General features: G+C 64.0%; 22 protein-coding genes. 11 read left to right on the top strand and 11 right to left on the bottom strand.

The genetic code is table 11. The features are described from left to right. The 4 genes from EN845_RS17945 to EN845_RS17930 form a co-directional block, all read right to left on the bottom strand. Window positions 1-754, bottom strand: a 754-nt coding sequence (locus EN845_RS17945; RefSeq protein ID WP_135897773.1) for a biotin/lipoyl-containing protein, incomplete at its 3' end; no start/stop codon positions are given. A 3-nt stretch (window positions 755-757) separates the two neighbouring features. Beyond that, entirely contained in the window at window positions 758-1,756 is a 999-nt protein-coding gene (locus EN845_RS17940; protein WP_127872165.1) for an alpha-ketoacid dehydrogenase subunit beta, read from the bottom strand. Beyond that, window positions 1,756-2,784 carry a thiamine pyrophosphate-dependent dehydrogenase E1 component subunit alpha gene (locus EN845_RS17935; protein ID WP_127872008.1) on the bottom strand — a complete coding sequence of 343 codons (1,029 nt, stop codon included), beginning with the start codon at window positions 2,782-2,784 and terminating at the stop codon, window positions 1,756-1,758. Before EN845_RS17935 ends, EN845_RS17940 begins: the two co-directional genes overlap by 1 nt. A gap of 2 nt (window positions 2,785-2,786) precedes the next feature. Beyond that, on the bottom strand, window positions 2,787-4,115 hold the full coding sequence (locus EN845_RS17930) for an NAD(P)H-dependent oxidoreductase (RefSeq protein WP_127872009.1): 1,329 nt from the start codon (window positions 4,113-4,115) through the stop codon (window positions 2,787-2,789). 302 nt (window positions 4,116-4,417) lie between these two features. Here EN845_RS17930 and EN845_RS36115 point away from each other — a divergent pair, with 302 nt between their 5' ends. After that, window positions 4,418-5,080 (top strand): acyl carrier protein, encoded by a 663-nt coding sequence (locus EN845_RS36115; RefSeq protein WP_281040981.1) that lies wholly within the window; start codon window positions 4,418-4,420, stop codon window positions 5,078-5,080. 171 nt (window positions 5,081-5,251) lie between these two features. Then, window positions 5,252-6,151, top strand: coding sequence for a glycosyltransferase family 2 protein (locus EN845_RS17920; RefSeq protein WP_127872010.1), 900 nt, complete (start codon window positions 5,252-5,254; stop codon window positions 6,149-6,151). On the opposite strand, the gene EN845_RS17915 is transcribed toward EN845_RS17920, so the two are convergent. Both EN845_RS17915 and EN845_RS17910 read right to left on the bottom strand, forming a co-directional pair. Next, on the bottom strand, window positions 6,138-6,917 hold the full coding sequence (locus tag EN845_RS17915; protein WP_127872011.1) for a phosphodiesterase: 780 nt from the start codon (window positions 6,915-6,917) through the stop codon (window positions 6,138-6,140). The two genes, EN845_RS17920 and EN845_RS17915, sit on opposite strands and share 14 nt — an antisense overlap. A gap of 66 nt (window positions 6,918-6,983) precedes the next feature. Further along, a complete protein-coding gene (locus EN845_RS17910) occupies window positions 6,984-7,772 on the bottom strand; it encodes a 3-hydroxybutyrate dehydrogenase (RefSeq protein WP_127872012.1) in 789 nt (262 codons plus the stop codon). A gap of 227 nt (window positions 7,773-7,999) precedes the next feature. Here EN845_RS17910 and EN845_RS17905 point away from each other — a divergent pair, with 227 nt between their 5' ends. From EN845_RS17905 to EN845_RS17895, 3 genes are all read left to right on the top strand, one after another. Further along, window positions 8,000-8,788 carry an acetoacetate decarboxylase gene (locus tag EN845_RS17905; protein ID WP_127872013.1) on the top strand — a complete coding sequence of 263 codons (789 nt, stop codon included), beginning with the start codon at window positions 8,000-8,002 and terminating at the stop codon, window positions 8,786-8,788. Next, complete coding sequence (locus EN845_RS17900; RefSeq protein ID WP_127872014.1) at window positions 8,781-9,941, top strand: patatin-like phospholipase family protein; 1,161 nt, start codon at window positions 8,781-8,783, stop codon at window positions 9,939-9,941. Before EN845_RS17905 ends, EN845_RS17900 begins: the two co-directional genes overlap by 8 nt. 183 nt (window positions 9,942-10,124) lie before the next feature. Further along, window positions 10,125-10,976, top strand: coding sequence for an MFS transporter (locus EN845_RS17895; protein WP_127872015.1), 852 nt, complete (start codon window positions 10,125-10,127; stop codon window positions 10,974-10,976). Between the two features lie 146 nt (window positions 10,977-11,122). Here EN845_RS17895 and EN845_RS17890 read toward each other — a convergent pair whose 3' ends face one another. Then, window positions 11,123-12,733, bottom strand: a complete 1,611-nt coding sequence (locus tag EN845_RS17890; RefSeq protein ID WP_127872016.1) for an inorganic phosphate transporter — start codon at window positions 12,731-12,733, stop codon at window positions 11,123-11,125. A 107-nt stretch (window positions 12,734-12,840) separates the two neighbouring features. Continuing rightward, window positions 12,841-14,055, bottom strand: a complete 1,215-nt coding sequence (locus EN845_RS17885) for an ROK family transcriptional regulator (RefSeq protein ID WP_127872017.1) — start codon at window positions 14,053-14,055, stop codon at window positions 12,841-12,843. Between the two features lie 217 nt (window positions 14,056-14,272). Here EN845_RS17885 and EN845_RS17880 point away from each other — a divergent pair, with 217 nt between their 5' ends. From EN845_RS17880 to ugpC, 6 genes are all read left to right on the top strand, one after another. Then, window positions 14,273-15,511 carry an extracellular solute-binding protein gene (locus tag EN845_RS17880; RefSeq protein ID WP_127872018.1) on the top strand — a complete coding sequence of 413 codons (1,239 nt, stop codon included), beginning with the start codon at window positions 14,273-14,275 and terminating at the stop codon, window positions 15,509-15,511. A 187-nt stretch (window positions 15,512-15,698) separates the two neighbouring features. Beyond that, window positions 15,699-16,583, top strand: a complete 885-nt coding sequence (locus tag EN845_RS17875) for a sugar ABC transporter permease (protein ID WP_127872019.1) — start codon at window positions 15,699-15,701, stop codon at window positions 16,581-16,583. Then, complete coding sequence (locus EN845_RS17870; protein WP_127872020.1) at window positions 16,583-17,428, top strand: carbohydrate ABC transporter permease; 846 nt, start codon at window positions 16,583-16,585, stop codon at window positions 17,426-17,428. The genes EN845_RS17875 and EN845_RS17870 overlap by 1 nt, the downstream gene beginning before the upstream one ends. Continuing rightward, window positions 17,428-18,450, top strand: coding sequence for an SIS domain-containing protein (locus EN845_RS17865; RefSeq protein ID WP_127872021.1), 1,023 nt, complete (start codon window positions 17,428-17,430; stop codon window positions 18,448-18,450). Before EN845_RS17870 ends, EN845_RS17865 begins: the two co-directional genes overlap by 1 nt. Next, window positions 18,450-19,388 carry a PfkB family carbohydrate kinase gene (locus EN845_RS17860; protein ID WP_127872022.1) on the top strand — a complete coding sequence of 313 codons (939 nt, stop codon included), beginning with the start codon at window positions 18,450-18,452 and terminating at the stop codon, window positions 19,386-19,388. The genes EN845_RS17865 and EN845_RS17860 overlap by 1 nt, the downstream gene beginning before the upstream one ends. Next, the gene (gene ugpC / locus EN845_RS17855; protein WP_127872023.1) at window positions 19,375-20,484 is read left to right on the top strand and encodes a sn-glycerol-3-phosphate ABC transporter ATP-binding protein UgpC; all 1,110 of its coding nucleotides are present in this window, start codon (window positions 19,375-19,377) and stop codon (window positions 20,482-20,484) included. Before EN845_RS17860 ends, ugpC begins: the two co-directional genes overlap by 14 nt. 41 nt (window positions 20,485-20,525) lie before the next feature. Here the strand turns inward: ugpC and EN845_RS17850 are convergent, their stop codons facing one another. From EN845_RS17850 to EN845_RS17840, 3 genes are read right to left on the bottom strand one after another with little or no spacing between them, the layout of a single operon-like run. After that, window positions 20,526-21,194, bottom strand: a complete 669-nt coding sequence (locus EN845_RS17850) for an SDR family oxidoreductase (protein ID WP_127872024.1) — start codon at window positions 21,192-21,194, stop codon at window positions 20,526-20,528. A gap of 31 nt (window positions 21,195-21,225) precedes the next feature. Beyond that, a complete protein-coding gene (locus tag EN845_RS17845; RefSeq protein WP_127872025.1) occupies window positions 21,226-22,629 on the bottom strand; it encodes a GH1 family beta-glucosidase in 1,404 nt (467 codons plus the stop codon). Continuing rightward, window positions 22,610-24,262, bottom strand: coding sequence for an amino acid ABC transporter permease (locus EN845_RS17840; RefSeq protein ID WP_127872026.1), 1,653 nt, complete (start codon window positions 24,260-24,262; stop codon window positions 22,610-22,612). Before EN845_RS17840 ends, EN845_RS17845 begins: the two co-directional genes overlap by 20 nt. Between the last annotated feature and the right edge of the window lie 6 nt (window positions 24,263-24,268).

The raw sequence follows: 24,268 nt of genomic DNA, 5'->3' as shown, positions 1-24,268 counted from the left end.
GCGTGCGCAGCGAAAGCAGCGCGTCGAGCTCGCAGTCGAGCGTCAGGTAGAAATGCGGGATGGTGGTCTTGGCCTCGACCAGGCGCCGCGCGATGGTCTTGCGCATATTGTCGTGCGGGACGAGTTCATAAGAGCCTTGCTCGAACAGCTTCAGCACCTGATCGTCCGACATTGCCTTTACTGCCGGCGCAGATGCGGCAGGAGCTTCGGGAGCGACCGCCGGAGCCTCCCTGGCGCCGCCCTTGGCAATCGCCGCATCGATGTCCGCCTTGACCACACGGCCATGCGGGCCGGTGCCTGATATGGCTGAAAGGATGAGACCCGCCTCGCGCGCCAAGCGGCGAGCCAACGGTGTCGCGCGTGCGCCCGACGGCGATTGGCCGATCTCCCCCCTTGTGGGGGAGATGCCCGGCAGGGCGGAGGGGGGCGCCTCGCTCCCGGCAGTTGAAAGGACATCGTGCTTCGTCGCGAGGGGGGAGACTGGCGCCGCGTCCTGCTTGGTCCCATAAGCCTCGCCGTCGGCATAGATCCAGGCGACCGGCGCGCCGACCGGAATATCGACGCCTTCCTTGCCGGTCACGTCGCGAAGCACGCCACTGGCAGGCGCATCGATCTCCATCGCGGCCTTGTCGGTCTCGATCTCGAACAGCACGTCGCCCTTCTTGACCTGAGCGCCTTCCTCGGCGAACCAGCGCGAAATCTGTCCGGTCGCCATGTCCATGTCGACCTTGGGAAGAATGACTTCGGTCGGCATGTCTCAGCGAACCCCTTTCACGAGGTCGCGCGCGGCGATGATGATGTCGGGAACCTGCGGCACCGTGGCCTTTTCCAGCTCCGGATTGTAGGGGATCGGCGTTTCCGCGCCGCCCAGTCGCACGATCGGCGCATCGAGATAATCGAACGCCTCGCTCTCGGCGATCATGGCGCTGACCTCGGCGCCGATGCCCAGCGTCTTGACGGCTTCGTAGACGCACATCAGCCGCGACGTCTTCTTGACGCTGTCGATGACGGTCTGCTTGTCCATCGGCCGGATGGTCCGGAGGTCGACGACTTCGACGTCGATGCCTTCGGCCTCCAGCGTGGCGGCGGCGTCAAGCGCCTTCTGCACCATGATCGAGGTGGCGACGATGGTGAGGTCGCGGCCCTCGCGGCGGATGTCGGCCTTGCCGATCGGCACGGTGTAATAGCCTTCCGGCACCAGCCCCTTCATCTTGTAGAGCAGCTTGTGCTCGAAGATCATGACCGGATCGGGATCGGCGACAGCAGCCAGAAGCATGCCCTTGGCATCATAGGGTGTCGCCGGCTGGATGACCTTCAGTCCCGGCACATGGCCGAGCCAGGCTTCCAGGCTCTGGCTGTGCTGCGCGGCGGCCCCCGTGCCGGAGCCGGCAGGGAAGCGCATGACGACAGGCACTGAAACCTCGCCGCCCAGCATGAAGCGCATCTTGGCGGCCTGGTTGACGATCTGCTCCATGGCGAGCGTGGCGAAATCCGAAAACTGGAATTCGAAGATCGGCCGCATGCCGGTGACGGCAGCGCCGACTGCGACGCCAGCACCACCCAGTTCCGAGATTGGCGTGTCCAGCACCCGGTCCGCGCCGTAACGATCGACCAGGTCGCCAGTGACCTGGAAGGCGCCGCCATAGACGCCGATATCCTCGCCCATCAGGAAGACGCGCTCGTCCATGTCCATGGCGATCGCCATAGCTTCCTGGATCGCCTGGGCGTAGCTCAGTTCACGCACCATCGCGTCCATCACGCCTGCTCCGTATACACGTAATTTCCGGTCTCGCTGACGTCGGGCGAGGGGCTCGCCTTGGCGAACTCGATGCCGTTGGCGATCTCTTGCGCCACCGCGTCGCGGATGGCTTCGATGCCCTTGTCGTCGATGAAACCGAATTCCCGCAACTCGTTCTCGAACAGCGTGATCGGGTCGCGGTTCGACATCCAGTCCTCGATCTCTTCCTTGGTGCGGTAGCGGTTGCGGTCGCTCTTGGAGTGACCGCGATGGCGGTAGGTCTTGGACTCGATCAGCGTCGGCCCCTCGCCCGCGCGTGCCCGCTCGACCGCCTTGTACGAAGCCTCGGCGACCTCGGAGAAGATGTTGCCGTTGACGATGACGCCAGGCATCGAATAGGCGGCGGCACGGTCGGCGATGTTCTTGACCGCGGTCGACCGGGCCGTCGATGTCGACATGCCGTAGCCATTGTTCTCGCAGACGAAAATGACAGGCAGCTTCCAGATCGCCGCCATGTTGAGCGCCTCGTGGAAGGCGCCCTCATTGTTGGCGCCGTCGCCGAAGAAGGAGACGACCACCTTGCCGGTCTTCATCATCTTGGAGGACAGCGCGGCGCCAACCGCGATCGGAATGCCGCCGCCGACAATGCCGTTGGCGCCGAGATTGCCCTTGGCGACATCGGCGATGTGCATCGAACCGCCGCGGCCCTTGCAGTAGCCCGTGGTCTTGCCGAAGAACTCGGCGAACATGCGCTTCACTTCCGCGCCCTTGGCGATGCAATGGCCATGGCCTCGATGCGTCGAGGTGATCTGGTCATCCTCGCCAAGCGGCATGCAGATGCCCATGGCGCTGGCCTCCTGGCCGATCGATAGATGCATGGTGCCGTGGATGAGGCCGCGCGTGTAGCTTTCCTCCGCGCCCTCTTCAAAGCGGCGGATGAGGTACATCTTGTAGAGCACCTGCTTCAACTGCTCGGCGCTGTACTGGCGATAGACGAAAGGCAGGTTGGCGCGGCTGTCCGCGACGGCTTTGCTGGCTCCGGCCATGATCACGCCTCCACGGTTCCGTAGACGAGCTTGTCCTGGCGGGCGCGCAGTTCGGCGATCTTGGAGCCCGGAGCCGGGGTGGCATTGGCGTAGGTGATCAACTCACCCTTCTTGATCGGCGCCGTCACCGAACCGCCCTGCAGCAGGCCGCAGGGAATGGCCCTGACGGCATGCGCTTCCGGCGCTGTCATGATCCAGGCGCGATAGCAATATTCGCCGATCGCATCGAGCTTCTCGCCTGGCTGCATGTCCTTCTTGGCAACCGCAGCCACTTCGGCCACCGGCTTGTCCAGCGGCACCATGTCGGCCTTCCCGTAGAGCACGACGCGGGCGCAGGTCAGAGGCACTTCGAGCGAGGTCAGGTGATAGGGGCGGTGGAAGGTGAAGTACGGGCCCTTGCCCATCTTCAGGTCTTCCATGCGCTCCGAGATGCGCGGGTGGGACATGTCGGCGACGACGAAGACGCCCGGCGCGACGCCCTTGCCGATCGAATAGTCGACGACGCCGACCCTGGACAGGACGCCGCCATCCTTCTGCGGCACCAGGACCTTGTTCAACTCGCCAAGCGTCGCCGCAGGGCCATGCATGCCAGCCTTGTCCGGCACCAGTCCGGTGGCATTGGCGATCGCCGCCATCTCGACCATGGTCTTCGAGCCGTCGACGAACTCGACCAGCATGCGCACGTTCATGTGCCGGCGCCTGGCCTCTTCCTCATAGGCGGGCGGCGTGGCGTCGATGTTGAGCGGATTGTTCTTGCCCTTGCCGGCGGCGACGATCGGATGGCCCATCGCCGAGACGAATTCGATCAGCTCCATGCAGGAGGACGGCTCGTCGCCGGCGCCCAGCGAATAGGTGACGCCGAGCCGGTCGGCTTCGCTCTTCAGATAGGCGCCGATGGTGACGTCGGCCTCGACATTCATCATCACCAGATGCTTGCCATGCTCCATGGCGCGCAAACCGATCTCGGCGCCGACGGCGGGAACGCCGGTGGCATCGATGACGACGTCGATAAGATCATTGTTGATGACCAGGCTGGCGTCATTGGTGACCGCCACCTTGCCGGCTTCCATGGCAGCCGTCATCGCCGAAGCGTTCGACACTTCGCGCGCATGGCCGGTTTCCTGGAAGGCAATGTCCACCGCCTTGCTGGCGGCAGGCAGGTTCAGCTCGGAGATCGCGCCGATCTCGATGCCCGACATGTGGGCGACACGGGTGACGATGTCGGTTCCCATCTCGCCCGACCCGATCAGGCCGATGCGGATCGGCTTGCCCGATTTGCCGCGTTCCTCGAGATCGCGAGCAAGGCCCGTCAACGAAACATTGGAAGCCATACCGCTCATTCCTCCCATAATGCAGGCTTGTTCAATTGCCTGACGGGTATTGAACATCTGTATTTCTGTCAAGACTAATGTCCAAAATCTGCGTGTTTTTGCAGCACTTTCACAATGCGTCCAGCACAGCAGAAAAAGCCGGTGGAGAGCCGGCAAACCGCGTAATTCCACATTGCCGTGACGAGACTGCACGCAATGGCGGCGCGCGTGCGTCCCGTCCCATGGCGCACAGGATACTTGTTAGGAGCCGTTACCCTGCGTAAAAGCGTTGGCAGTGAACATGCATCGGTTAGGGGCTTCCGATGAACGTGCAACAACGGGTTGGACCTGTGGCAGTGCCAGGCGATGGCCCGGCCCATGCGATTGCCGGCATCTTCGCCACGGAGTTGGGCGTACCGGCAGTCGGCTTCGACGACAATTTCTTCGATCTCGGCGGCGATTCGCTGATGGCGGAGACTTTGGCGCTTGCCGTGCAGAAGCGGTTCGGCGTCAAATTGCAGACCTCGGTCCTGCTCGAAGCCCAGACACCGCGCGAATTCGGCCGCTTGATCGCGTCGCTGGTACCGGAGCATCCGGCCCGCGAACTGATCGTGCCGGTGTCCGGCAGCGTTGGCCAGGAGCCGATCGCGATGATCCACGGCATCACCGGCTCGGCCTTGTTCGCCAATCGCTTCAGCAGGCGTCTGAAAGACAAATACGCGTCCGGCACGACGGGCGATCCAGAGGCCTACACGCAGTCGCATGAGGCGCTCGCCAGGCGCATCGCGGCGCGCCGCGGGGTGGTGGAGGGAACCGCCAAGCGATTCCTGACGCCGATGGCCCTGTCATACTCGGCAATGCGCCACCAGGTCCTGGGCTATCTGCTTTACGGCGCAATACTTGCAGCAATGAAGGGAATGGCGCGCAATGGGCGAAAGATCGCAACAAACATATCAACCCCGTGCAGAACCCGGATGGCGTTTTAGCGCTACGATGTCGCGATTGATAGCGCCCGCGACCAGATCAGGTTGAAATACAGCATGCGTGTACGGACCAGCCGGTGGTCGCGAATTCTCGCGGTTCAAGACCAGGGTTGTGGGAAGATGGGCTTCGTCTTATGAGCAGGCATCCGATTTTGGAGCAATGGCGAAGTTTGCATGAGTTGGAAGCCGGCCAAGGGCCTTGTTGATCTGCTGAACCACAACTGGCCTGTCAGAAAGGTCAAGGCTTTTCGCAACGCATTGATTGAGCGTGATTTTCGCGCGCGCGGCATTCCCGAAGGCCTGAAATTCGCCGAGGAGTTGCGGCAAACCGGCTCCCAGCGCTTCTGCTTTGTCATTGCCTTCAATACGCCCTGGGTCATCGATGCGCTCACCCGCGCCTGGCATTTGTATTCCTCGGGAATGACGCTGGTCGTCGTTGACAATTCATCCGATCGATCAGCCAGGGTGCGTATTGCGGACATCTGCAGGGAGCGAAAAGTCACTTATTTCGGTTTGCCTCGGAATCGGGAAGGCCATCCCAACCGGTCGCACGGGATTTCCATGAACTGGATCTTCCACAACGTCGTTCGGCCATTGCGGCCGGAGGTTTTCGGATTTCTGGATCACGACTGCTTTCCGATCGCCCGCGTGGACATTCCCGCAATGATGGAGGGAAAAGTCGTCTACGGCTCAAAGCGCCCAGCGCAAGCGGACCCTGAAGCCTGGTTCATGTGGGCTGGGTTCTGCTTCTTCCGCTTCAGCGCCGTGCAAGGACTGGACCTGGACTTCACACCGCGTTTTGTCAGCGGAATGGACACCGGCGGCGGAAACTGGACGCTGCTGTATCGCGGGCTTGCTGAGAACGACGTTTCGGATGCGCAGAAGACGGCAGCCGATCTCGACTTTGGTGGGATAGAGGCGGACCATCGCATGCTGGGCGGCGCTTTTTTTCACATCGGCGGCGCCTCGCACAGAAAACTGGTCATGACCCGGGAGTACCGGCGGCTGATCTCGGACCATGTGTGGGCGACCCACCTCGGCGGCGGCGAAAGCCGCCTCGTCAAGGACCCTTGACCGGCTCGAGCTGGCCGGCCCCAAAATCGTGGAAATGCACCACCACCCCATCCGCGTCGATGAAGATGACGGCATAGGCTGGCGGCTCATGGCCCAGCCGCCAGCTGTCCGAAAAATCCAGTGCGCTCTGGTGGTTGGTGCTGCGCAGCGTGCTGACCGGTATGCCGCGCCAACTGCCGGCGATCAGCCTGTGAACATGGCCGGCGAAGATGTGGCCGACATTGCTGTGGCGCCGGAGAATGTCATGCAAGGCATCGGCGTCGGCGAGCCTGACCTCGTCAAGCACCGGCATGTGGATCCGGAACGGCGGGTGGTGCATGAAGAGGAAAGCCGGCCGGTCGCGCGCTTCCTGCAGCTTCTCGTCGAGCCAGTCGAGACGGGCCGCGCACAGCCTGCCCTCGACATGTCCGGCGTCCAGCGTGTCGAGCAGGATCAGGCGGCCATCGCTGCCATCGAAGACGCTCTGGACGAACCCGCGCCCGGCCGGCGCTTCCGGGAACATCTCGAGAAAAAGCGCCCTGTCGTCGTGGTTGCCGAGCATCAACCGGCAAGGCGGCACGAACCCCGCCAGCGTCTGCCTCAATGCCGCATAGGCGGCGCGCTCGCCATCATTGGTCAGGTCGCCTGATACCACCACCAGATCGGCATCGGCATGGTTCCTGCCGATATCGGCCAGGCAAGCCTCCAGCCGGGCGAGCGGATCGGAGCCATGAAGACGGCCACCCGGCGCCATCAGATGCGGATCGGAGAGCTGGATGATTTTCATGGGCCCGCGCACTGCCTTCCTGCCGCCGCCTGGCGTCGGCCTGAAGCCGGTATGTTTCGACCAGCTCTACTGCGCCGTCCAGCCACCGTCCATCGGCAAGGTCGTGCCGGTGATCTGCTTGGCCGCATCCGAACACAGGAACAATGCCAGTGCCGCAAGCTCTTCCACGGTGACGAATTCCTTGGTCGGTTGCGCGGCCAGCAGCACGTCGTGCTTGACCTGCTCCTCGGTCATGCCGCGCGCCTTCATCGTGTCGGGGATCTGCTTCTCGACCAGCGGCGTCCAGACATAGCCGGGCGCGATCGCGTTCACGGTGATGCCGTTCTGGGCGACTTCCAGGGCCACCGTCTTGGTCAGGCCCGATATGCCATGCTTGGCCGAAACATAGGCCGACTTGAACGGCGAAGCGACCAGTGCGTGCGCCGAGGCCGTGTTGATGATGCGGCCCCATTTGCGGCTTTTCATACCCGGCACCACCGCCTTGATGGCGTAGAAGGCGGCAAGTAGGTTGATGCGGATGATGGCTTCCCACTTGTCGTCGGGGAACTCCTCGATCGGCGCCACATGCTGGATGCCGGCATTGTTGACCAGGATGTCGAGGCTGCCGAACGCCTCTTCCGCGTCGTGGATCATGGCGGTGACCGCGGCGCCATCCATCATGTTGGCGTCGGAATAGCGGCACCTGACGCCGAAATCCTTCTCGATGCCGACTCGCTCCTGCTCGATGGCAGCGGCGTCGCCAAGGCCATTGATGGTGACGTCGGCACCCTCGGCGGCAAAGGCGCGGGCGATCGCGAGGCCGATGCCGCTGGTCGAGCCGGTGACAAGCGCATTCTTCGAAGACAGGGAACCCATGGGGAGATCTCGCAAGAGGTGGGAGGGAGTGGTGTTGAGGCAGATAGTTTGTGCGGCGCAACAAGACAATGCCACGGCCATGTGTCGGCTCGATTACAGCCCCGCGACCGCCTTTGCCGGCTTCGTGAAAGGGCGTCTTGGCGATGACACGGCATTGTCATGCTGCCATGCAACATATTTCCCAGCGCATTCGCGCGGGGTCATTTTCGAACGTTGGGGGCACCTGGATGGAAATCGCCGATGTCGTGAAGCGCGCCTATGCGATGCCGCTCACCAATCCCTCCTTCCCGCCCGGCCCTTATCGTTTCTTCGACCGCGAATACATCATCATCACCTACCGCACGACACGCGAGGCGCTCGAGGCCGTCGTGCCGGCGCCATTGGAGATCGATGAGCCGCTGGTCAAATACGAATTCATCCGCATGCCGGACTCGACCGGCTTCGGCGACTACACCGAGACCGGTCAGGTCATTCCCGTACGCCATAAGGGCCAGCACGGCGGCTATGTCCATTCCATGTATCTCGACGACGACGCGCCGATCGCCGGCGGCCGTGAGCTGTGGGGGTTTCCGAAAAAGCTCGCCAACCCCAAGATCGTCCATGAAGGCGAGGTGATCGTCGGCACGCTGCACTATGGCAGCGTTCTGTGCGCCACCGGCACGATGGGCTACAAGCATCGGGAAGCCGACCACGATTCCGTGCTCGCTTCGCTCGCCGCCCCCAATTTCCTGATCAAGATCATCCCGCATGTCGACGGCACGCCGCGCATCTGCGAACTGGTCCGCTACTACCTCACCGACATCACGCTGAAGGAAGCCTGGACCGCGCCGGCCGCGCTCGATCTGCGGCCCCATGTCATGGCCGACGTGGCGAAGCTGCCCGTGCTCGACATCGTGTCGGCGGTTCACTTCAAGGCGGACCTCACGCTCGGCCTGGGCGAAGTCGTACATGATTACCTCGCTGACCAGAGCCGATCCGCTGCCAGCGCAACCCAGCTGGAGAAAGTCAGTGCTTGAGCGTACCCGCAACAAGGCAGCAGCCGCCACCATCGAGGAAATTACGGCGCAGTATGACCGTATCGCGCTGGTCTTTCAGGGCGGCGGTGGGCTCGGCGCCTATCAGGCAGGGGTCTATCAGGCGCTGGCCGATGCCGGCTGCGAACCGAGCTGGCTATCCGGCGTCTCGATCGGCGCCATCAACGCCGCGATCATCGCCGGCAATGAACCGAGCCGCCGGTTGCAGCGGCTGGAACAGTTCTGGCAGACGATTTCCGGCCGCAAGATCTGGTCCTACACGCCCGAAGGCGACATCTACCGCGACATCCGCAACCAAACCTCGTCGTTGATGACGATGACGATGGGCCAGCCCGGTTTCTTCAAGCCGCGCAATCCCAATCCCTGGTTCCAGCTGTCGGGGGCAGAAGGCGCCACCAGCTTCTACGACACCGCCGAGTTGAAGGACACGCTGGAGAGCCTGATCGATTTCGATGTGCTGAACGACGGCAAGAAGCGGCTGAGTGTCGGCGCGGTCAATGTCAGGACCGGTAACTTCGTCTATTTCGACACCGAGAAGGTGCGGATCGCGCCGGAGCACATCATGGCCAGCGGCGCGCTGCCACCGGCCTTCCCCTCGATCCGCATCGAGGGCGAATATTACTGGGATGGCGGCATCGTCTCCAACACGCCGCTGCAATATCTGCTCGACCAGGAAGAGGACCGTTCCTCGCTGGTGTTCCAGGTCGATCTGTTCAGCGCTCGCGGCGTGCTGCCGCGCGGCATGGCCGACGTGCTGTCGCGCCACAAGGACATCATGTATTCGAGCCGCACGCGGCAGAACACCGACAATTTCGAGCGCATCCATGCGCTGAAGATGAAGCTGCTCGATGCGCTGAAGCGCGTGCCGCCGGAGCAGCTCAAGGAAGGCGAGAAGGAGCTGATCGCCGACTATTCCAACGCCGGCGTCGTCAACATCGTCCACCTGATCTATCAGCACAAGGGCTACGAGGGTCACGCCAAGGACTACGAGTTTTCAGGCACCTCGATGCGCGAGCATTGGGAGATGGGCCTCGAGGACACCGAGCGCACGCTGCGTCACAAGAAATGGCTGATGCTGCCGACCAATGCCGATGGCGTCACCATCCACGACCTGCATCGCGAAGATCCGACTTGATGCTTGCACCCGCCACAAGCTGAGCAATCTCGGGAAAATGCATAGCGGTCGCTCGGCTGGAAGCCCGTAAACTGTGAAGCTCTGCTTCATAGGCCATCAACATTATCGCGGATAGCCGCTCGCGGAGAGCGGGCTTACATCTGGGCGCCAGCAGAATGCGCTGGGCTCAATGGAGTACCGCCGATGGCCGCCGAAGCCGTTTCCCCTGCTGTCGTTCCATCGCGTGACGCCTGGCGCGGCCTGCTGTGGTTTGTGCCGCTCACGGCGCTGTGGCTACTCTTGATCTATCGTTGGCCGGCGATCCCGGACAGCGGCGTTCCGACCACGTTCCACCAGCTCGCGGCTCACGGGCTCGTCGCTCTGGGATTGTGGCTCGGCCTCGAACATACGAGCCTGACGCCCGGTCAACGTCGCGCGACCTGGTTGGCGATCATGATCGCAGACACGCTGTGGTTCGCCGTCGCTTGGAGCGCCGCGATCAATGGCGTCTTCCACCAGGACGCCACGGCTTTGCCGGCGTTGCCATCGGCCATCTTCCTGCCGGTGGTCATCGGCGCGCCGCTGTTGCTGTTCTCTGGGCGGATCGGGCAGGTGCTCGATGCGATGCCAGCGAGCTGGCTCGTCGCGGTTCAGCTCTACCGCGTATTCGGCAGTTGGGCTCTCGCGGCGTGGCTGCATGGTGCGCTGCCCGGCGTGTTCGCAGTGCCAGCAGGCATCGGAGACATGCTGACAGGACTGCTCGCGTTGCCGGCGGCGATCGCGGTGGCGACCGGCACAGCCGGAGGCGGGAGGGCGGCAACTCTCTGGAACGTCCTTGGCCTTGCCGATTTCGCTGTCGCGATCACCATGGGCATAATCACCTCGCCCGGCCCGTGGCAGTTGATCGTTCCGGATGTGCTGAGCATCGGCGCTGGCGATTATCCGGGTGTGCTAACCCCTGCTTTCGTGGTGCCGAGTTCAATCCTGCTGCATGTGTTGTCGCTGCGCCAGCTGCGCCGCCGTAGCCGGGCGGAAGTTGCGCGGCGGCAGGAGTGAGGCTGGAGCCGGCCAACGATTCCATCGAAAGCTGAACCGTTCGAAGCGGCGCGTTCGCTTGGGAAGGCGCACGCTCTGACTCTTCGCAGGATGGGCCGACAAAGAGAAACGGCGCCGCAGGTGGCGCCGTTCTTTGGGTCTGGCGCTCAGAACACCTGACGGAAGACGATGAACAGCGCGAAGGCGAGCGCGATCGAGCACGGCAGGGTCAGCACCCAGGCGAGCAGCAGATTGCGCACCGTCGACCATTGCAGGCCCGAGCCGTTCGCCGCCATCGTGCCGGCGACGCCGGATGACAGCACATGGGTCGTCGACACCGGCAGACCCAGACGGTCGGCCATGCCGATGGTGACCATGGCGACGAGTTCCGCGGCAGCGCCCTGGCCATAGGTCAGGTGGCTCTTGCCGATCTTCTCGCCGACCGTGACGACAATGCGTTTCCAGCCGACCATCGTGCCCAGGCCGAGCGCCAAGGCGACCGCGACCTTCACCCAGATCGGGATGAACTTCGTCGCGTTGTCGACGGCCTTGTGATAGTCGGTGACCGCCTTGAGATCGGCGGCCTCCATCGGCAGCAACTGCTTCTTGTCGATCAGTTTCAGCGCCTCGCCGATCAGATAGATGTCGTTGCGGGCGTTGCTGACCAGATCGGTCGGCACATTGTCGACCGAAGCGTAAGGCTGCAGCTCGGCCGTCGTGCTGTGGATGTAGGTCTGCAACGCAACCGTCGTCTTGTCGCTCCAGGTCCGGGTGCGCACGGCATCCTGCACCGCTGCCTTGGCGTCCTTCGCATCGGCGACGGTGACACCGGGCTTCACATATTTGCCCAGCGCGGTCTCCACGCTAGCCGAAGCCGACTTGTAGGCTTCGAGATAGTTGATGTCAGGCGTACGGTTCAGCGCATAGGCCGTCGGCACGACGCCGATCAGGATCAGCATGATCAGGCCCATGCCCTTCTGGCCGTCATTGGAGCCATGCGCGAAGCTGACGCCGGTGCAGGTGAAGATCAGCAGCGCCCGGATCCACCAGGGCGGCGGGGCATTGCCCTTCGGCGCCTCATAGAGCGCCGGATTGCGGACGAGAAGCTTCATCGCATAGAGCAGGATGGCGGCGGCGAAGAAGCCGATGATCGGCGATACCAGCAAGGTCACGCCAACATTGGTTGCCTGCGACCAGTCGACGCCGCTGGTGGCGCTGCCGGCGGGTGCCATGAACTGGTTGGCGAGGCCGACGCCGATGATCGAGCCGACCATCGTGTGCGAGCTGGACGCCGGCAGGCCGAGGAACCAGGTGCCGAGGTTCCACAGGATCGCGGCCACCAGCAATGCGAACACCATGGCGAAGCCGGAGGAGGAGCCGACCTGCAGGATCAGCTCGACCGGCAGCAGCGACAGGATGCCGAAGGCAACCGCGCCGCTGGAGGTGAGAACGCCGAGAAAATTGAAGGCGCCGGACCAGATGACGGCGAATTCCGCCGGCAGCGAGCGCGTGTAGATGACGGTCGCAACCGCATTGGCGGTGTCATGGAAACCGTTGACGAATTCGAAGCCGAGCGCGATCAGCAAGGCGATGCCGAGCAGGATCCACGGCACCGTCTTGGCCACCGCCAGGTCCTGGCTCAGCGCGTTGCCAACATAGACCACGCCGACCAGCACCAGCACCCCGAAGGCCGGCAGGAACCACTTCGCGCCGCCAGAACTATCCAGCGGATGATCTGGTCTCGGAATGCCCGCCTCACTAGAAACTATGTCCACCATGTCCCACTCCTATTGCATTGCAGCAAAGAACTGGAAAAGACGCTATGTCCGGACGATGAACCCTGTGTGACGTGGGGCGAGGCTCTGCCTTCGACGCACGGTCCCTTTCAAGCGGGCCCGGAGCGTGTCTTCAGGATCGCCGAGAACAGCGGATCGAAGGCACGGCTGATCGGCGCCGCCGCCGCGCCCAGCGCGATCGACCAGGGGTCGGTGGTGCCGAGCTGCAGCCGCGGCAAGGTCCGGCTTGGCCGGTCGGCGATCGACGGCAGCAGCGGATGCATCGCCTCGACAAGCCGGCGCGCCAGCGCTTCCGGCGCGCCGCTGGTCAGGATCACTGTCTGCGGATCGAAGATGGTTTCGATCAGATGCACGCTCCAGCGCAGGTCGTGCGCCGCCCCGTCGATCCAGCGCATGATCTTCACGTCACCCGACGCGGCCAGCGCGCCGATCTTTCCGTAGAGGTCCTCGTCGGCGGGATCGAGACCGAGATGCTGGTAAAGCGAGGCCAGCGACGCGCGATGTTCGAGCGGTGTCGAGCCCGGACCGGCCGGCGACAGCAGGGCCATGCCGATTTCGCCGGCGTTGCCATGGCCGCCGCTGTACAGCTCGCCGTTGAGGATCAGTCCGGCGCCGATCCCATAGCCGACATAAAGGCACACCGCGTGGTCGACGCCATGCGCGGCACCCACGATGCGCTCCGCCGTCGCGCAGGCCGCGGCGTCGTTCTGCAGGCCGACATTCAGTCCCGTGCCCTTGGCCAGCGTGTCCAGCAGCGGAAACTTCTGCCAGGCCGGCATCATCCATTTGTCATCCGAATTCTTCAGGCCGAACGGGCCGGGCATGGCGACGCCGAGACCGACCAGGCGTTTCTCCGACTGCGAGGAGATGCCGGCCAGCTCACGCCGGACGCCATCGATCAGGCCCAGGATGACCTCGACGCCCTTTGACGGCTCGTCGAAAGGCAGGTTCGCCTCGGCGCGCGCCAGCACGCTGCCCATCAGGTCGACCGCGACCGCCCGCGTCAGGTGACGGTCGATCTGCAGGCCGATGGCGAAAGCGCCTTCAGGCACCAGCCTGTAGGGGGTCGACGGCTGGCCCCTGCCCTTGCGCACCGCATCGAGCGCCACGACCAGTCCATCGCTTTCCAGGTCCTCGACGATGTTGGATACCGCCTGCTTGGTGAGCTGCGTCGCCCGCGCCAGATCGGCCCGCGACAGCGCGCCATTGAGACGCAGCGCCTCGATCATGACGCGGCGATTATGCGCGCTGGTGCCCTCCTGGTTGGTGCCGCTTTTGGCGCGGATCGGGCTGATGTCGTCCATCGGCGTTTTCCCCTCTTGACTCCATTAGAATATTGATCGACTAATTAAGTCAAGCGAGTTGACTTAATGTAAGCCGGGCGCCGCAAAACAAGATGGTCAGGCTCCCAGCCTGTCGCCACGGGCAGCCGGTGATGATCAGGTCGCGCGACATGGATCCGGGAAGACGATGCCAAGCGCAGGCACCGCCGACCCGTCAACGCCGGAATGGGAGAAGAAAATGCTTAAGACAATCACCAAGACACTGGTCGGCGCCGTCTTTGCCGGAGGACTGTTCGTCCCCCACGCTTTCGCCGAAACGACGCTCAACGCGCTGTTCATGGCGCAGGCCGCCTACAGCGAGGCCGACGTGCGCGCCATGACGGATGCCTTCACCAAGGCCAATCCGGACGTCAAGGTCAATCTCGAATTCGTCCCCTATGAGGGCCTGCACGACAAGACCGTGCTCGCTCAAGGGTCGGGCGGCGGTTATGACGTCGTCCTGTTCGACGTCATCTGGCCGGCCGAATACGCCACCAACAAGGTGCTGGTCGATGTGTCTTCGAAGATCACCGACGACATGAAGAAGGGCGTGCTGCCGGGCGCCTGGACCACCGTCCAGTATGACGGCAAGTCCTATGGCATGCCCTGGATCCTCGACACCAAATACCTGTTCTACAACAAGGACATCCTTGAAAAGGCCGGCATCAAGACCCCGCCGAAGACCTGGGAAGAACTCGGCGCACAGGCCAAGATGATCCAGGACAAGGGCCTGCTGAAGACGCCGATCGCGTGGAGCTGGTCGCAGGCCGAGGCCGCGATCTGCGACTACACCACGCTGGTCAGCGCCTATGGCGGCGACTTCCTCAAGGACGGCAAGCCCGACTTCCAGAATGGCGGCGGCCTGCTGGCGCTGAAATACATGGTCGACAGCTACAAGTCGGGTCTCACCAATCCCAATTCCAAGGAATTCCTGGAAGAGGACGTTCGCAAGGTCTTCGAAAACGGCGACGCCGCCTTCGCGCTGAACTGGACCTACATGTACAACATGGCCAACGACCCGAAGGACTCGAAGGTGGCCGGCAAGGTCGGCGTCGTGCCGGCGCCGGGCGTTGCCGGCACAAGCGAAGTGTCGGCCGTCAACGGCTCGATGGGCCTCGGCGTCACCGCGGTCTCCAAGCACCCGGACGAGGCCTGGAAGTACATCACCTTCATGACCTCGCAAGCCACGCAGAACCAATACGCCAAGCTCTCTTTGCCGATCTGGGCCTCGTCCTATGACGACCCGGCCGTCACCAAGGGCCAGGAGGAGCTGATCGCCGCCGCCAAGCTCGGTCTGGCAGCCATGTATCCGCGTCCGACCACGCCGAAATACCAGGAGCTGTCGACCGCGCTGCAGCAGGCCATCCAGGAATCGCTGCTCGGCACATCTTCGCCGGAAGATGCCCTGAAGACCGCCGCGCAGAACAGCGGCCTTTGAGACAAGCTAGTCGTTCAATACGGGCGACACTACAGCGTCGCGTCCCTTATGACGCGCAAAAGACGCTGTAGCACTTTCTATCTTGCGCATGATCCTTTCCGGAAATCGGCCTCCGATTTCCGGGGTCATGCGCGAGTGCCGCCCGTGCTATGTCCGGATCACAGATGAAAGAAGAGAGGCTGCTCCGATGTCGAGCACCTGGATGACGACCCGCGCATGGCTCTTGATGCTGCCTTTGCTCGTGGTCATGGTCGCCGTCATCGGCTGGCCGCTGGTCGACACGGTCGGCCTTTCCTTCACCGACGCCAAGCTGGTCGGCACGGGCGGCGATTTCGTCGGCTTCGACAATTATTACAACATGCTGTCGAGCTCGAATTTCTCGCGCACGCTGGTGACCACGACATTGTTCGCGGTCATCTCTGTTGCCGCCGAAATGGTGATCGGCGTCCTCGCCGCCCTTCTGCTCAATCAGGAATTTCGCGGCCGGGCCATCCTGCGCGCCCTGATGATCCTGCCCTGGGCATTGCCGACCGTGGTCAACGCCACGCTGTGGCGGCTGATCTACAATCCCGAATATGGCGCGCTCAATGCCGCGCTGACGCAACTGCATCTCATCGACGCCTACCGATCCTGGCTCGGCGAGCCGGGAACGGCGCTGGCGGCCCTGATCGTCGCCGATTGCTGGAAGAATTTTCCGCTGGTGGCGCTGATCGCGCTCGCCGCTCTCCAAGCCGTGCCGCGCGACATCACCGCCGCCTCGCTCGTCGATGGCGCGCGACCTTTCAACCGCTTCCGCTTCGTCATCCTGCCCTATCTCGCCGGGCCGCTGATGGTGGCGCTGGTGCTGCGCACCATCGAGGCCTTCAAGGTTTTCGACATCATCTGGGTGATGACCCGCGGCGGGCCTGCAAACACCACGCGAACGCTCTCGATCCTCGTCTACCAGGAAGCCTTCTCCTTCCAGCGCGCCGGCTCGGGCGCGTCGCTGGCGCTGATCGTCACCTTGCTCGTCACGCTGCTCGCCGTCGCCTATGCGGCACTGGTGCGAAAGACCGCCGGGAGCGCCGCCTGATGGAACGCAGGAGCCCCGCGTTCACCGTCTTCATTTATGCCTGCGCGCTGCTGCTCGCCGCGATCATCCTGGCGCCCATCGCCTGGCTGTTCATCATGAGCATCTCACCGGCCGCCGATCTTGCCGCCAAGCCGCTGCGCTGGTGGCCGCAGGCAGCCGACTTCTCCCGCTACGGACAATTGCTGTCGACGGCCGAAAACAGCGCCGGTGCCGCCTTCACCTCATCGCTGCGCAACAGTCTCGAGATATCAGGCATGGCGACTCTGGCGGCACTCGCCTTGGCCATCCCCGCCGGCTGGGCGGTCTCGCGAACGCCCGCGATCGGCTGGTCGCTGTCGATGGTCATCGCCACCTACATGCTACCGCCGGTGGCGCTGGCCGTGCCGCTCTATATGGGCCTGTCGCATCTCGGCCTGCTCAACAATGTCTTCGGCCTGGCGCTGGTTTATCTCACCATCCTGGCGCCCTTCACCACCTGGCTGATGAAATCCGGCTTCGATTCCATCCCGCGCGAGATCGAGGCGGCGGCGATGATCGACGGCGCCGGCCTGTTCCAGACATTGCGCATCATCACATTGCCGCTGGCGGCACCGGTTATGGCGACATCGGCGCTGTTCGCCGTGCTGCTGGCATGGGACGAATTCTTCTACGCGCTGCTGTTCACCTCCGACCAGCGCGCCAAGACCTTGACCGTCGCCATCGCCGATTTGGCCGGCGGCCGTGTTTCCGACTACGGCCTGATCGCAACCGCCGGCGTGCTGGCGGCCTTGCCGCCGGTGCTGATCGGCCTTGTCATGCAGCGGGCCCTGATCTCGGGCCTGACCAGCGGCGGTGTGAAAGGATGATGATGATGACTGCAGATAAAGAACGGCCGGCCGGACTGGTGGCCATCGACCGCGAAATGGCGCGCCAGCACGCGGATGCGATCGCTTCGTTCCGGCAGAACACGGCCGAGGCGAAGAAGGCCGCAGCTTCCATCAAGCGCACCGGTCGTCTGCTCCTGCTTGGCATGGGCGGCTCGCATGCGGTGGGGCGTGCCGTCGAGCCGCTCTATCGCGGGCTCGGCATCGATGCGCTGGCGCTGCCGCTGTCCGAACAGCTTGGCCAGCCACTGCCGCTCACGGGCCGCACCGTAATCGTGACCTCGCAATCCGGCGAAAGCGCCGAGGTCGTCAGATGGTTTTCGCGGGCCGGCGGCAGCTCGGACATTTTCGGCCTGACGCTCGAAGGCGGTTCATTTCTCGCCCGCACTGCGCCTTGCCTGGTCGGCGACGGCGGCACCGAGCTGGCTTTCGCCGCCACACGCAGCCTGACCGTGACCCTGGCCCTGCATCTGGCCATCCTGGCTGCTCTGGGTGAGGATCCGGCCCCTGCCCTTGCCATGCTCGAGGCTCCGCAGGATTGCGACGTCGCCCCCGCGCTCGCAGCACTTGGCAAGGTGGATACGATCGTCACCTCCGGCCGCCGCCTGCAAGGCGTGGCCGAAGCCCTGGCGCTTGGCCTGACCGAACTGTCGCGGCTGCCCTGCTTTTCGCTCGAAGGCGGCCAGTTGCGGCACGGGCCGATGGAGATGCTCGGCCCCAAAATCGGCGTCATACTGTTTCGCGGCAACGACCCCACGTCGGAGCTGGTGACCGCCATGGCCCTTTCAGTGATCGAGGCCGGCGCGCCGCTGGTCATTTTCGACGCGTCCGGGCAAGCGCCTGTCGCCGGTGCCGTCACGCTCTCGTTCAGACCCGCTTCAGGGATGGCCGCTGTCTTCACCATGCTGCCGGTGGCGCAGCGCCTCATGATCGCCTTCGCCGACAGCCGCGTCGACAATGCCGGCACGCCCGTGCGCACCACCAAGATCACCAGGAGCGAGTGATGCGTCCGCTTGCGGTGATCGGCAACGTCAATGTCGACCTGATTGTCGGCCCGGTCGCGCCATGGCCGAAGGCGGGAACCGAGACCGTCGTCGATCATGACGAATTGCGCGTCGGCGGCCAGGCTGGCAACACCGGGCTCGCCTGGCAAGCGCTGGGCGTCGATTTCGCCATTGCCGCCAATGTCGGTGACGACCAGTTCGGCCATTGGCTTCGAGAAGCGTTCGGCGCCCGTGCCGAGAAATGGCCGGTCCGTCCCGAAGGCACGACCTTGTCGGTCGGCATGACCCATCCCGATGGCGAACGGACTTTCTTGACCACGCGCGGCCACCTGCCCCGCTTCAGCCTCGGCGATGTCTTGTCCGTTCTCGACGGCAGCGCGCTCTCCGGCGGCTACGCACTGCTCTCCGGCTCCTTCCTGACCGAGGACCTCACGCGCGACTACAACGCATTTTTCGACTGGGCCGACAGCCACGGCATATCCGTGGCGCTCGACACAGGCTGGCCGATCGATGGCTGGACCGAGGCCAATTGCGCCGCGACAAGGGCGTGGCTCTCGCGCTGCGCGCTGGCGCTGTTCAACGAAGTCGAGACGGTGACCCTGGCGGGATTGCCGAGTCCTGAGGACGCGGCGCGTGAAATCCGATCCAGCATGAGGCAAGGCGCGACCTTCGTCGTCAAGCGCGGGCCGCGGGGCGCCATCGCCATCGGCCCGGATAACACGCTTGTCGAAGCCGCCGCGCCCGATGTCCGTGTCGTCGACACGATCGGCGCCGGCGACGTCTTCAATGCCGCCTTCCTGGCCGCTTTGGCGCAGGAACAGCCGCTGTCCGCGTGCCTCCGCGCCGCGACCTATGTCGCCTCGCGCGCCATTTCCACCTTGCCCCGCAACTATGGCGGGCCGATGCAGTCTAGGGAATCCATGCATGAGCGCGCTTGAAATCCGCGGCATCCGCAAAAGCTACGGCAGTGTCGAAACGCTGAAAGGCATCGACATCGCGCTGCAGAGCGGTGAATTCCTGGTGCTGCTCGGCTCGTCCGGCTGTGGAAAGTCGACGCTTCTCAACATCATCGCCGGCCTTGCCGAAGCGACCAGCGGCGATGTGCTGATCGGCGGCCGCTCGATCCTCGGCGTCCACCCCAAAAACCGCGATATCGCCATGGTCTTCCAGTCCTACGCGCTCTATCCGAACCTGACCGTGCGCCGCAACATCGGCTTCGGGCTGGAGATGCGCGGCGTCGCCGCTGACGAGCGCGACAGGGCGGTGAACGAAGCGGCGAGACTGCTGCAGATCGAGGCGTTGCTCGACCGCAAGCCGAGCCAGCTTTCCGGTGGTCAGCGCCAGCGCGTCGCCATCGGCCGGGCGCTGGTGCGCAAGCCGCAGGTCTTCCTCTTCGACGAGCCGTTGTCCAATCTCGATGCCAAGCTGCGCCTGGAGATGCGCACCGAATTGAAGCGTCTGCACCAGATGCTGCAGACGACCGTCGTCTACGTTACCCACGACCAGATCGAGGCGATGACGCTGGCCAGCCGCATCGCCGTCATGCGTGACGGCAGGATCGAGCAGCTCGGCACGCCGGAAGAGATCTACAACGAGCCGGCAACACTCTATGTCGCCGGCTTCGTCGGCGCGCCGTCGATGAATATGCTCCAGGCCACCGTCACCGGCGGCAAGCTGGCCATTGCCGAATCCGATGTACGGATCTCCTTGCCGGCACGCTATGCGAACGCGGCTCGTGAAGGCGCACAAATGGTCGTCGGCATCAGGCCGGAAGCGCTTCGTGTGGCGACCGGAGCCGCCACCGACCTGTCATTGCCGGTGGAGATCGAGGTCGTCGAACTGACCGGCCCCGAACTGGTCACGACGGCCAGGATCGGCACGCAGCGGCTGACCGCTTGCCTCCCGCCGCGAGCCCAGGTCGCCAAGGGCGAAAAGCGCAGCCTCACCTTCGACGACGCCGCGCTTCGCTTGTTCGACCCCTCGACGGGCAAAGCCCTGCCGGCGACGGGTCTCGAACGGACGACGTCCCACTGAGATATCGAGGGCATCGGGCGTAGACAGGCAGCACCATCTGGCTACCACCCGATATGCGTGCCATCGAGGGTCTGGAAGGAGCCGCTATTCTCAATCGTGGCGCTGTCGATCACCATGCGCAGGCCCCGCGCGCTGTCCTCGACAGCCAAGACCGCCTGATCGCCCCCCATGTCAGTCTTCACCCAGCCCGGATGCAGTGACAACACCGTTATCCCGTCGACGCGTAAATCCTGCGCCAGTTGAGCGCTTGCCATGTTGAGCGCTGCCTTCGAGCAACGGTAGGCATAGTCGTCATCGTAATCATCAATCAGTCCCTCGGCCATCGACCCGGCACGGCTGCCGATATTGGCGATGACCCCCATGCGCCCCGCGGCCAGGTTCGGGCGCAGCGCCCTCGCCAGCAGCAGCGGACCGAGCGTGTTGGTCCGCATGACCTTCAGGAATTCGTCCGGGGCGAATCTGTACAGGCCAGGGTTTCCGCTGCGGATGGCGGCGTTGTTGACAAGCACGTCCAGCGGCCTGCCACCAAGACGCGTGGCAAGATCCAGAATTGAAGCCGGATCGGCGACGTCGAGGGGGTGGAACTCGATGCGACCCTCGAAAGCTTGGGCCGGATGTGCGCGCCCGCAAGCGATCACCTGCCAGCCTTGTTGGGCGTATTGCCGCGCGAGTTCGCGGCCGAGCCCGCGCGCAGCGCCGGTTATCAGCACGGTCCGGTCGCCTTGCCCTTCTCTAGCCAAGTCAGGCGCTCTTCGCGACGGGCGCGGTCTCCTGCCGGGCGATCATTGCGTAGACGTCGCCGGAATACTTGATGTGGCGCTGCTGCGTGGCGAAATCGACATGGGTGATGCCGAAGGGCGTCGTATAGCCATAGGCCCATTCGAAATTGTCGGTCAGCGTCCAGGCGAAATAGCCGCGCACCGGCACGCCCTCGGCCGCCGCCTTGGCCACCTGCTCGAGATGGTCGACATAGTAGGTTGCGCGCAGATCATCCCAGACATGCCCGTCCTTGCCGACGGTTTCCGGCGTCGTGGCGACGCCATTCTCGGAAATGTAGATCGCCGGCGGCGCATAGCGGTCGTTCACGTAGCGCAGGATGTCGTACATGCAACGCGGCCAGATCTCGTAATCGACCGCCGAATAAATGCCTTCCGGCTGTACCCGCCGGTAGCTCAGCGGCGCCAGTTCGTCACCCGCCGCGATCACCGAGCGGCGGTAGATATTGATGCCGAGATAGTCGAGTGGCGCGGCGATGATCTCGTTGTCTTGTGCGTGGATCGGCGGCAACAGATCGCCGTAAAGCGCCAGCATGTCCTCCGGATACGCACCCTTGAAGACGGCGTCGAGAAACCAGCGGTTCTGGGCGCCGTCGAAGCGCCGTGTCGCGGCGACATCGCGCGGCTCGTCGCTGGCGGCCTCCGCGACGTTGAGATCGAAGACGATGCCGACCTGAGCATCCGCCACCTCGGCCCGGATGACCGGAACGGCCAGGCCATGCGCCAGTAAGGCATGATGACTGGCAGCCACGCCGCCCTTCACCCCGTCCCGGAACCCCGGCGCGTCCTCTCCGGTCGCATGTCCCGACCAGCAGAACGTCCACGGTTCGTTGAGCGTCGTCCATTTCCTGACACGGTCACCGAAGCTGCGGGCGGCAAGCCCGGCATAATCGGCGAAGGCGGCGGCTGTTTCCCGGCTGTACCAGCCGCCACGATCCTGCAGCGCCTGCGGCAGGTCCCAATGGTAGAGCGTTGCATAGGGCTCGATACCGGCTTCGAGCAGATCATCGATCAGCCGGTCATAGAAGGCGATGCCCTTGGCGTTGACCTCGCCACGACCTTCGGGAAGAAGCCGTGTCCATGCGAAGGAAAAGCGGTAGGCGCCAAGGCCGAGTGCGTCGAGCACGGCGATATCCTCCTTCCAGCGATGGTAGTGGTCGCAGGCGACATCGCCGCTCGAGCCGTCCACGATCGCGCCGGGAATGCGGCAGAACCGGTCCCAGATGCTTTCGCCCTTGCCGTCGGCATCAGGCGAGCCCTCGATCTGGTAGGCCGCGGTCGCGGCGCCGAACACGAAGCCCCGGGGAAAGACCAGCCCGGAGGCGCGGGCTTCGAGGGCTCGGCGAGCGTTATCGATGCTTGATGTCATATTTTCTCTCGATGGTGCTGACGAGGCTTGCCGCGGCCAGCGTCAGGAAAATGTAGAAGATGGCGGCTGAGTTGTAGGGCGCGAACGGCAGGAAACTTGCCGACTGGAATTCCCGCATGCGCTGGGTGATGTCGCGGATCGACAGGATCGACAAGAGCGACGTGTCCTTGAGGATGGCGATCAGCTCGTTGCCGAGCGGCGGGATGATGATGCGGAAGGCCTGCGGCAGCACGACCAGCCGGGCGGTGCGCCAGCCGTTGAGGCCGAGACTGTGCGCCGCCTCGATCTGGCCCGCCGGGATTGCATTGATGCCGGAGCGGAATATCTCGGCGAGATAGGCGGAATAGGCGAGCGCCATGGCGGCGATGCCGCGCACCAGGTTCGGCGGATCGACCACGCCCTGCGTCGCGTCCTTGAGCGCTCCGGCGAGCGGCAGGCCGACATAGAGCACGATGACCAGCATCGGGATGCCGCGGATCGTGTCGACGATGAATTCCGACCCGATGGACAGCGGATGCCTGCGGTGGATATGGCCGCCGAAAGTCAGCAGGCCGAGCACGATCGCCAGCACCGCGATCGTGATGCCGAACGCCTTGTCGCGGTCGTTCAACGCCTCCGTTCGCCACAGCACCTGCAGTCCGTCCGGCGCCATCGCGGCTGGAACGAGCGCAGCACTGACATCAGGGATCTTGCCGATCGCGTCTATCGCCTCCCGCGCGCCCCGAAAGGTGCGCAGCGGCACCTCATTGTTGTCGGGGCCGCCCGGAAATTGCCCATAGCGGACGGCACCGAGGATGCCGGACGGCGTGCCGGACGTGACCGCGACCTTCCCGGCGAGAGAGCCGACGAGCACGTAGCTGTCGCGCGGCTGAAGCAGGAACCACGTTGCGGCGCAAACCATGAGAATGGTTGCCGCTATGCAGGTCAGGTCGGCCCGCCAGCTGTATTTGAGCTTGAGAAGCCCGACCCAGAGCAGCCCCATCATTGCCGCCAGTATGTAGGCCGCGATGGCGGCACGGATCGTCGTGGCGACACCCGCGGCGAATGCGATATGCGCGAAAAGCAGGATAAAGACCAAGCCGACGCCATTCACCGCCGCAAGCGCCAAGCGCGCAAAACGCTGCATCGGGTTGCCGGTCTCACGACCGGCGCCGATGAAGAACATACCGAGCGCCACGATCGTCACGCCTAGATAGGCGCGCAACAGCATAGCGGCCTGACCGCGCACCATGAGGTTGGCGGCATCCGTCAATCGCCGTGGGGTGACGCCCTGAACCACCAGGTCGGAGGTGAACGGATCGACCGCGTTCGCCACGACCGATGCCGCGAAGGGATGGACCATGATGGTTGTCGCGAGCACCACCGCGGTGGCAAGGCTGATCCCTGCGGCAACGACCACGAGGCGCGGCGATCTGGACGAGGCGCGCGAGAACACAACCACGGCAAGGCCGGCGATAAACGCGACGGCAAGCGCCAGGAAGCCCGGCACGAAGGCCGACGAGCCATTCTCCACGCCGATGATGGCGCGAAGCGAGCGCTGGTAGTTAACCGACGAAGCAAAGAGATAGACGATGAACGGCAACGCCGCGACGATGATCAGATTGCTGGGCCGCAGGCGCATGAGAAGCTGCATCCGGTC

The sequence above is a fragment of the Mesorhizobium sp. M8A.F.Ca.ET.202.01.1.1 genome (assembly GCF_004791595.1).
Classification (GTDB): Bacteria; Pseudomonadota; Alphaproteobacteria; order Rhizobiales; family Rhizobiaceae; genus Mesorhizobium.
Note: the sequence above shows the minus strand (reverse complement) of the source record. Positions and strands in the feature narration are given on the sequence as shown.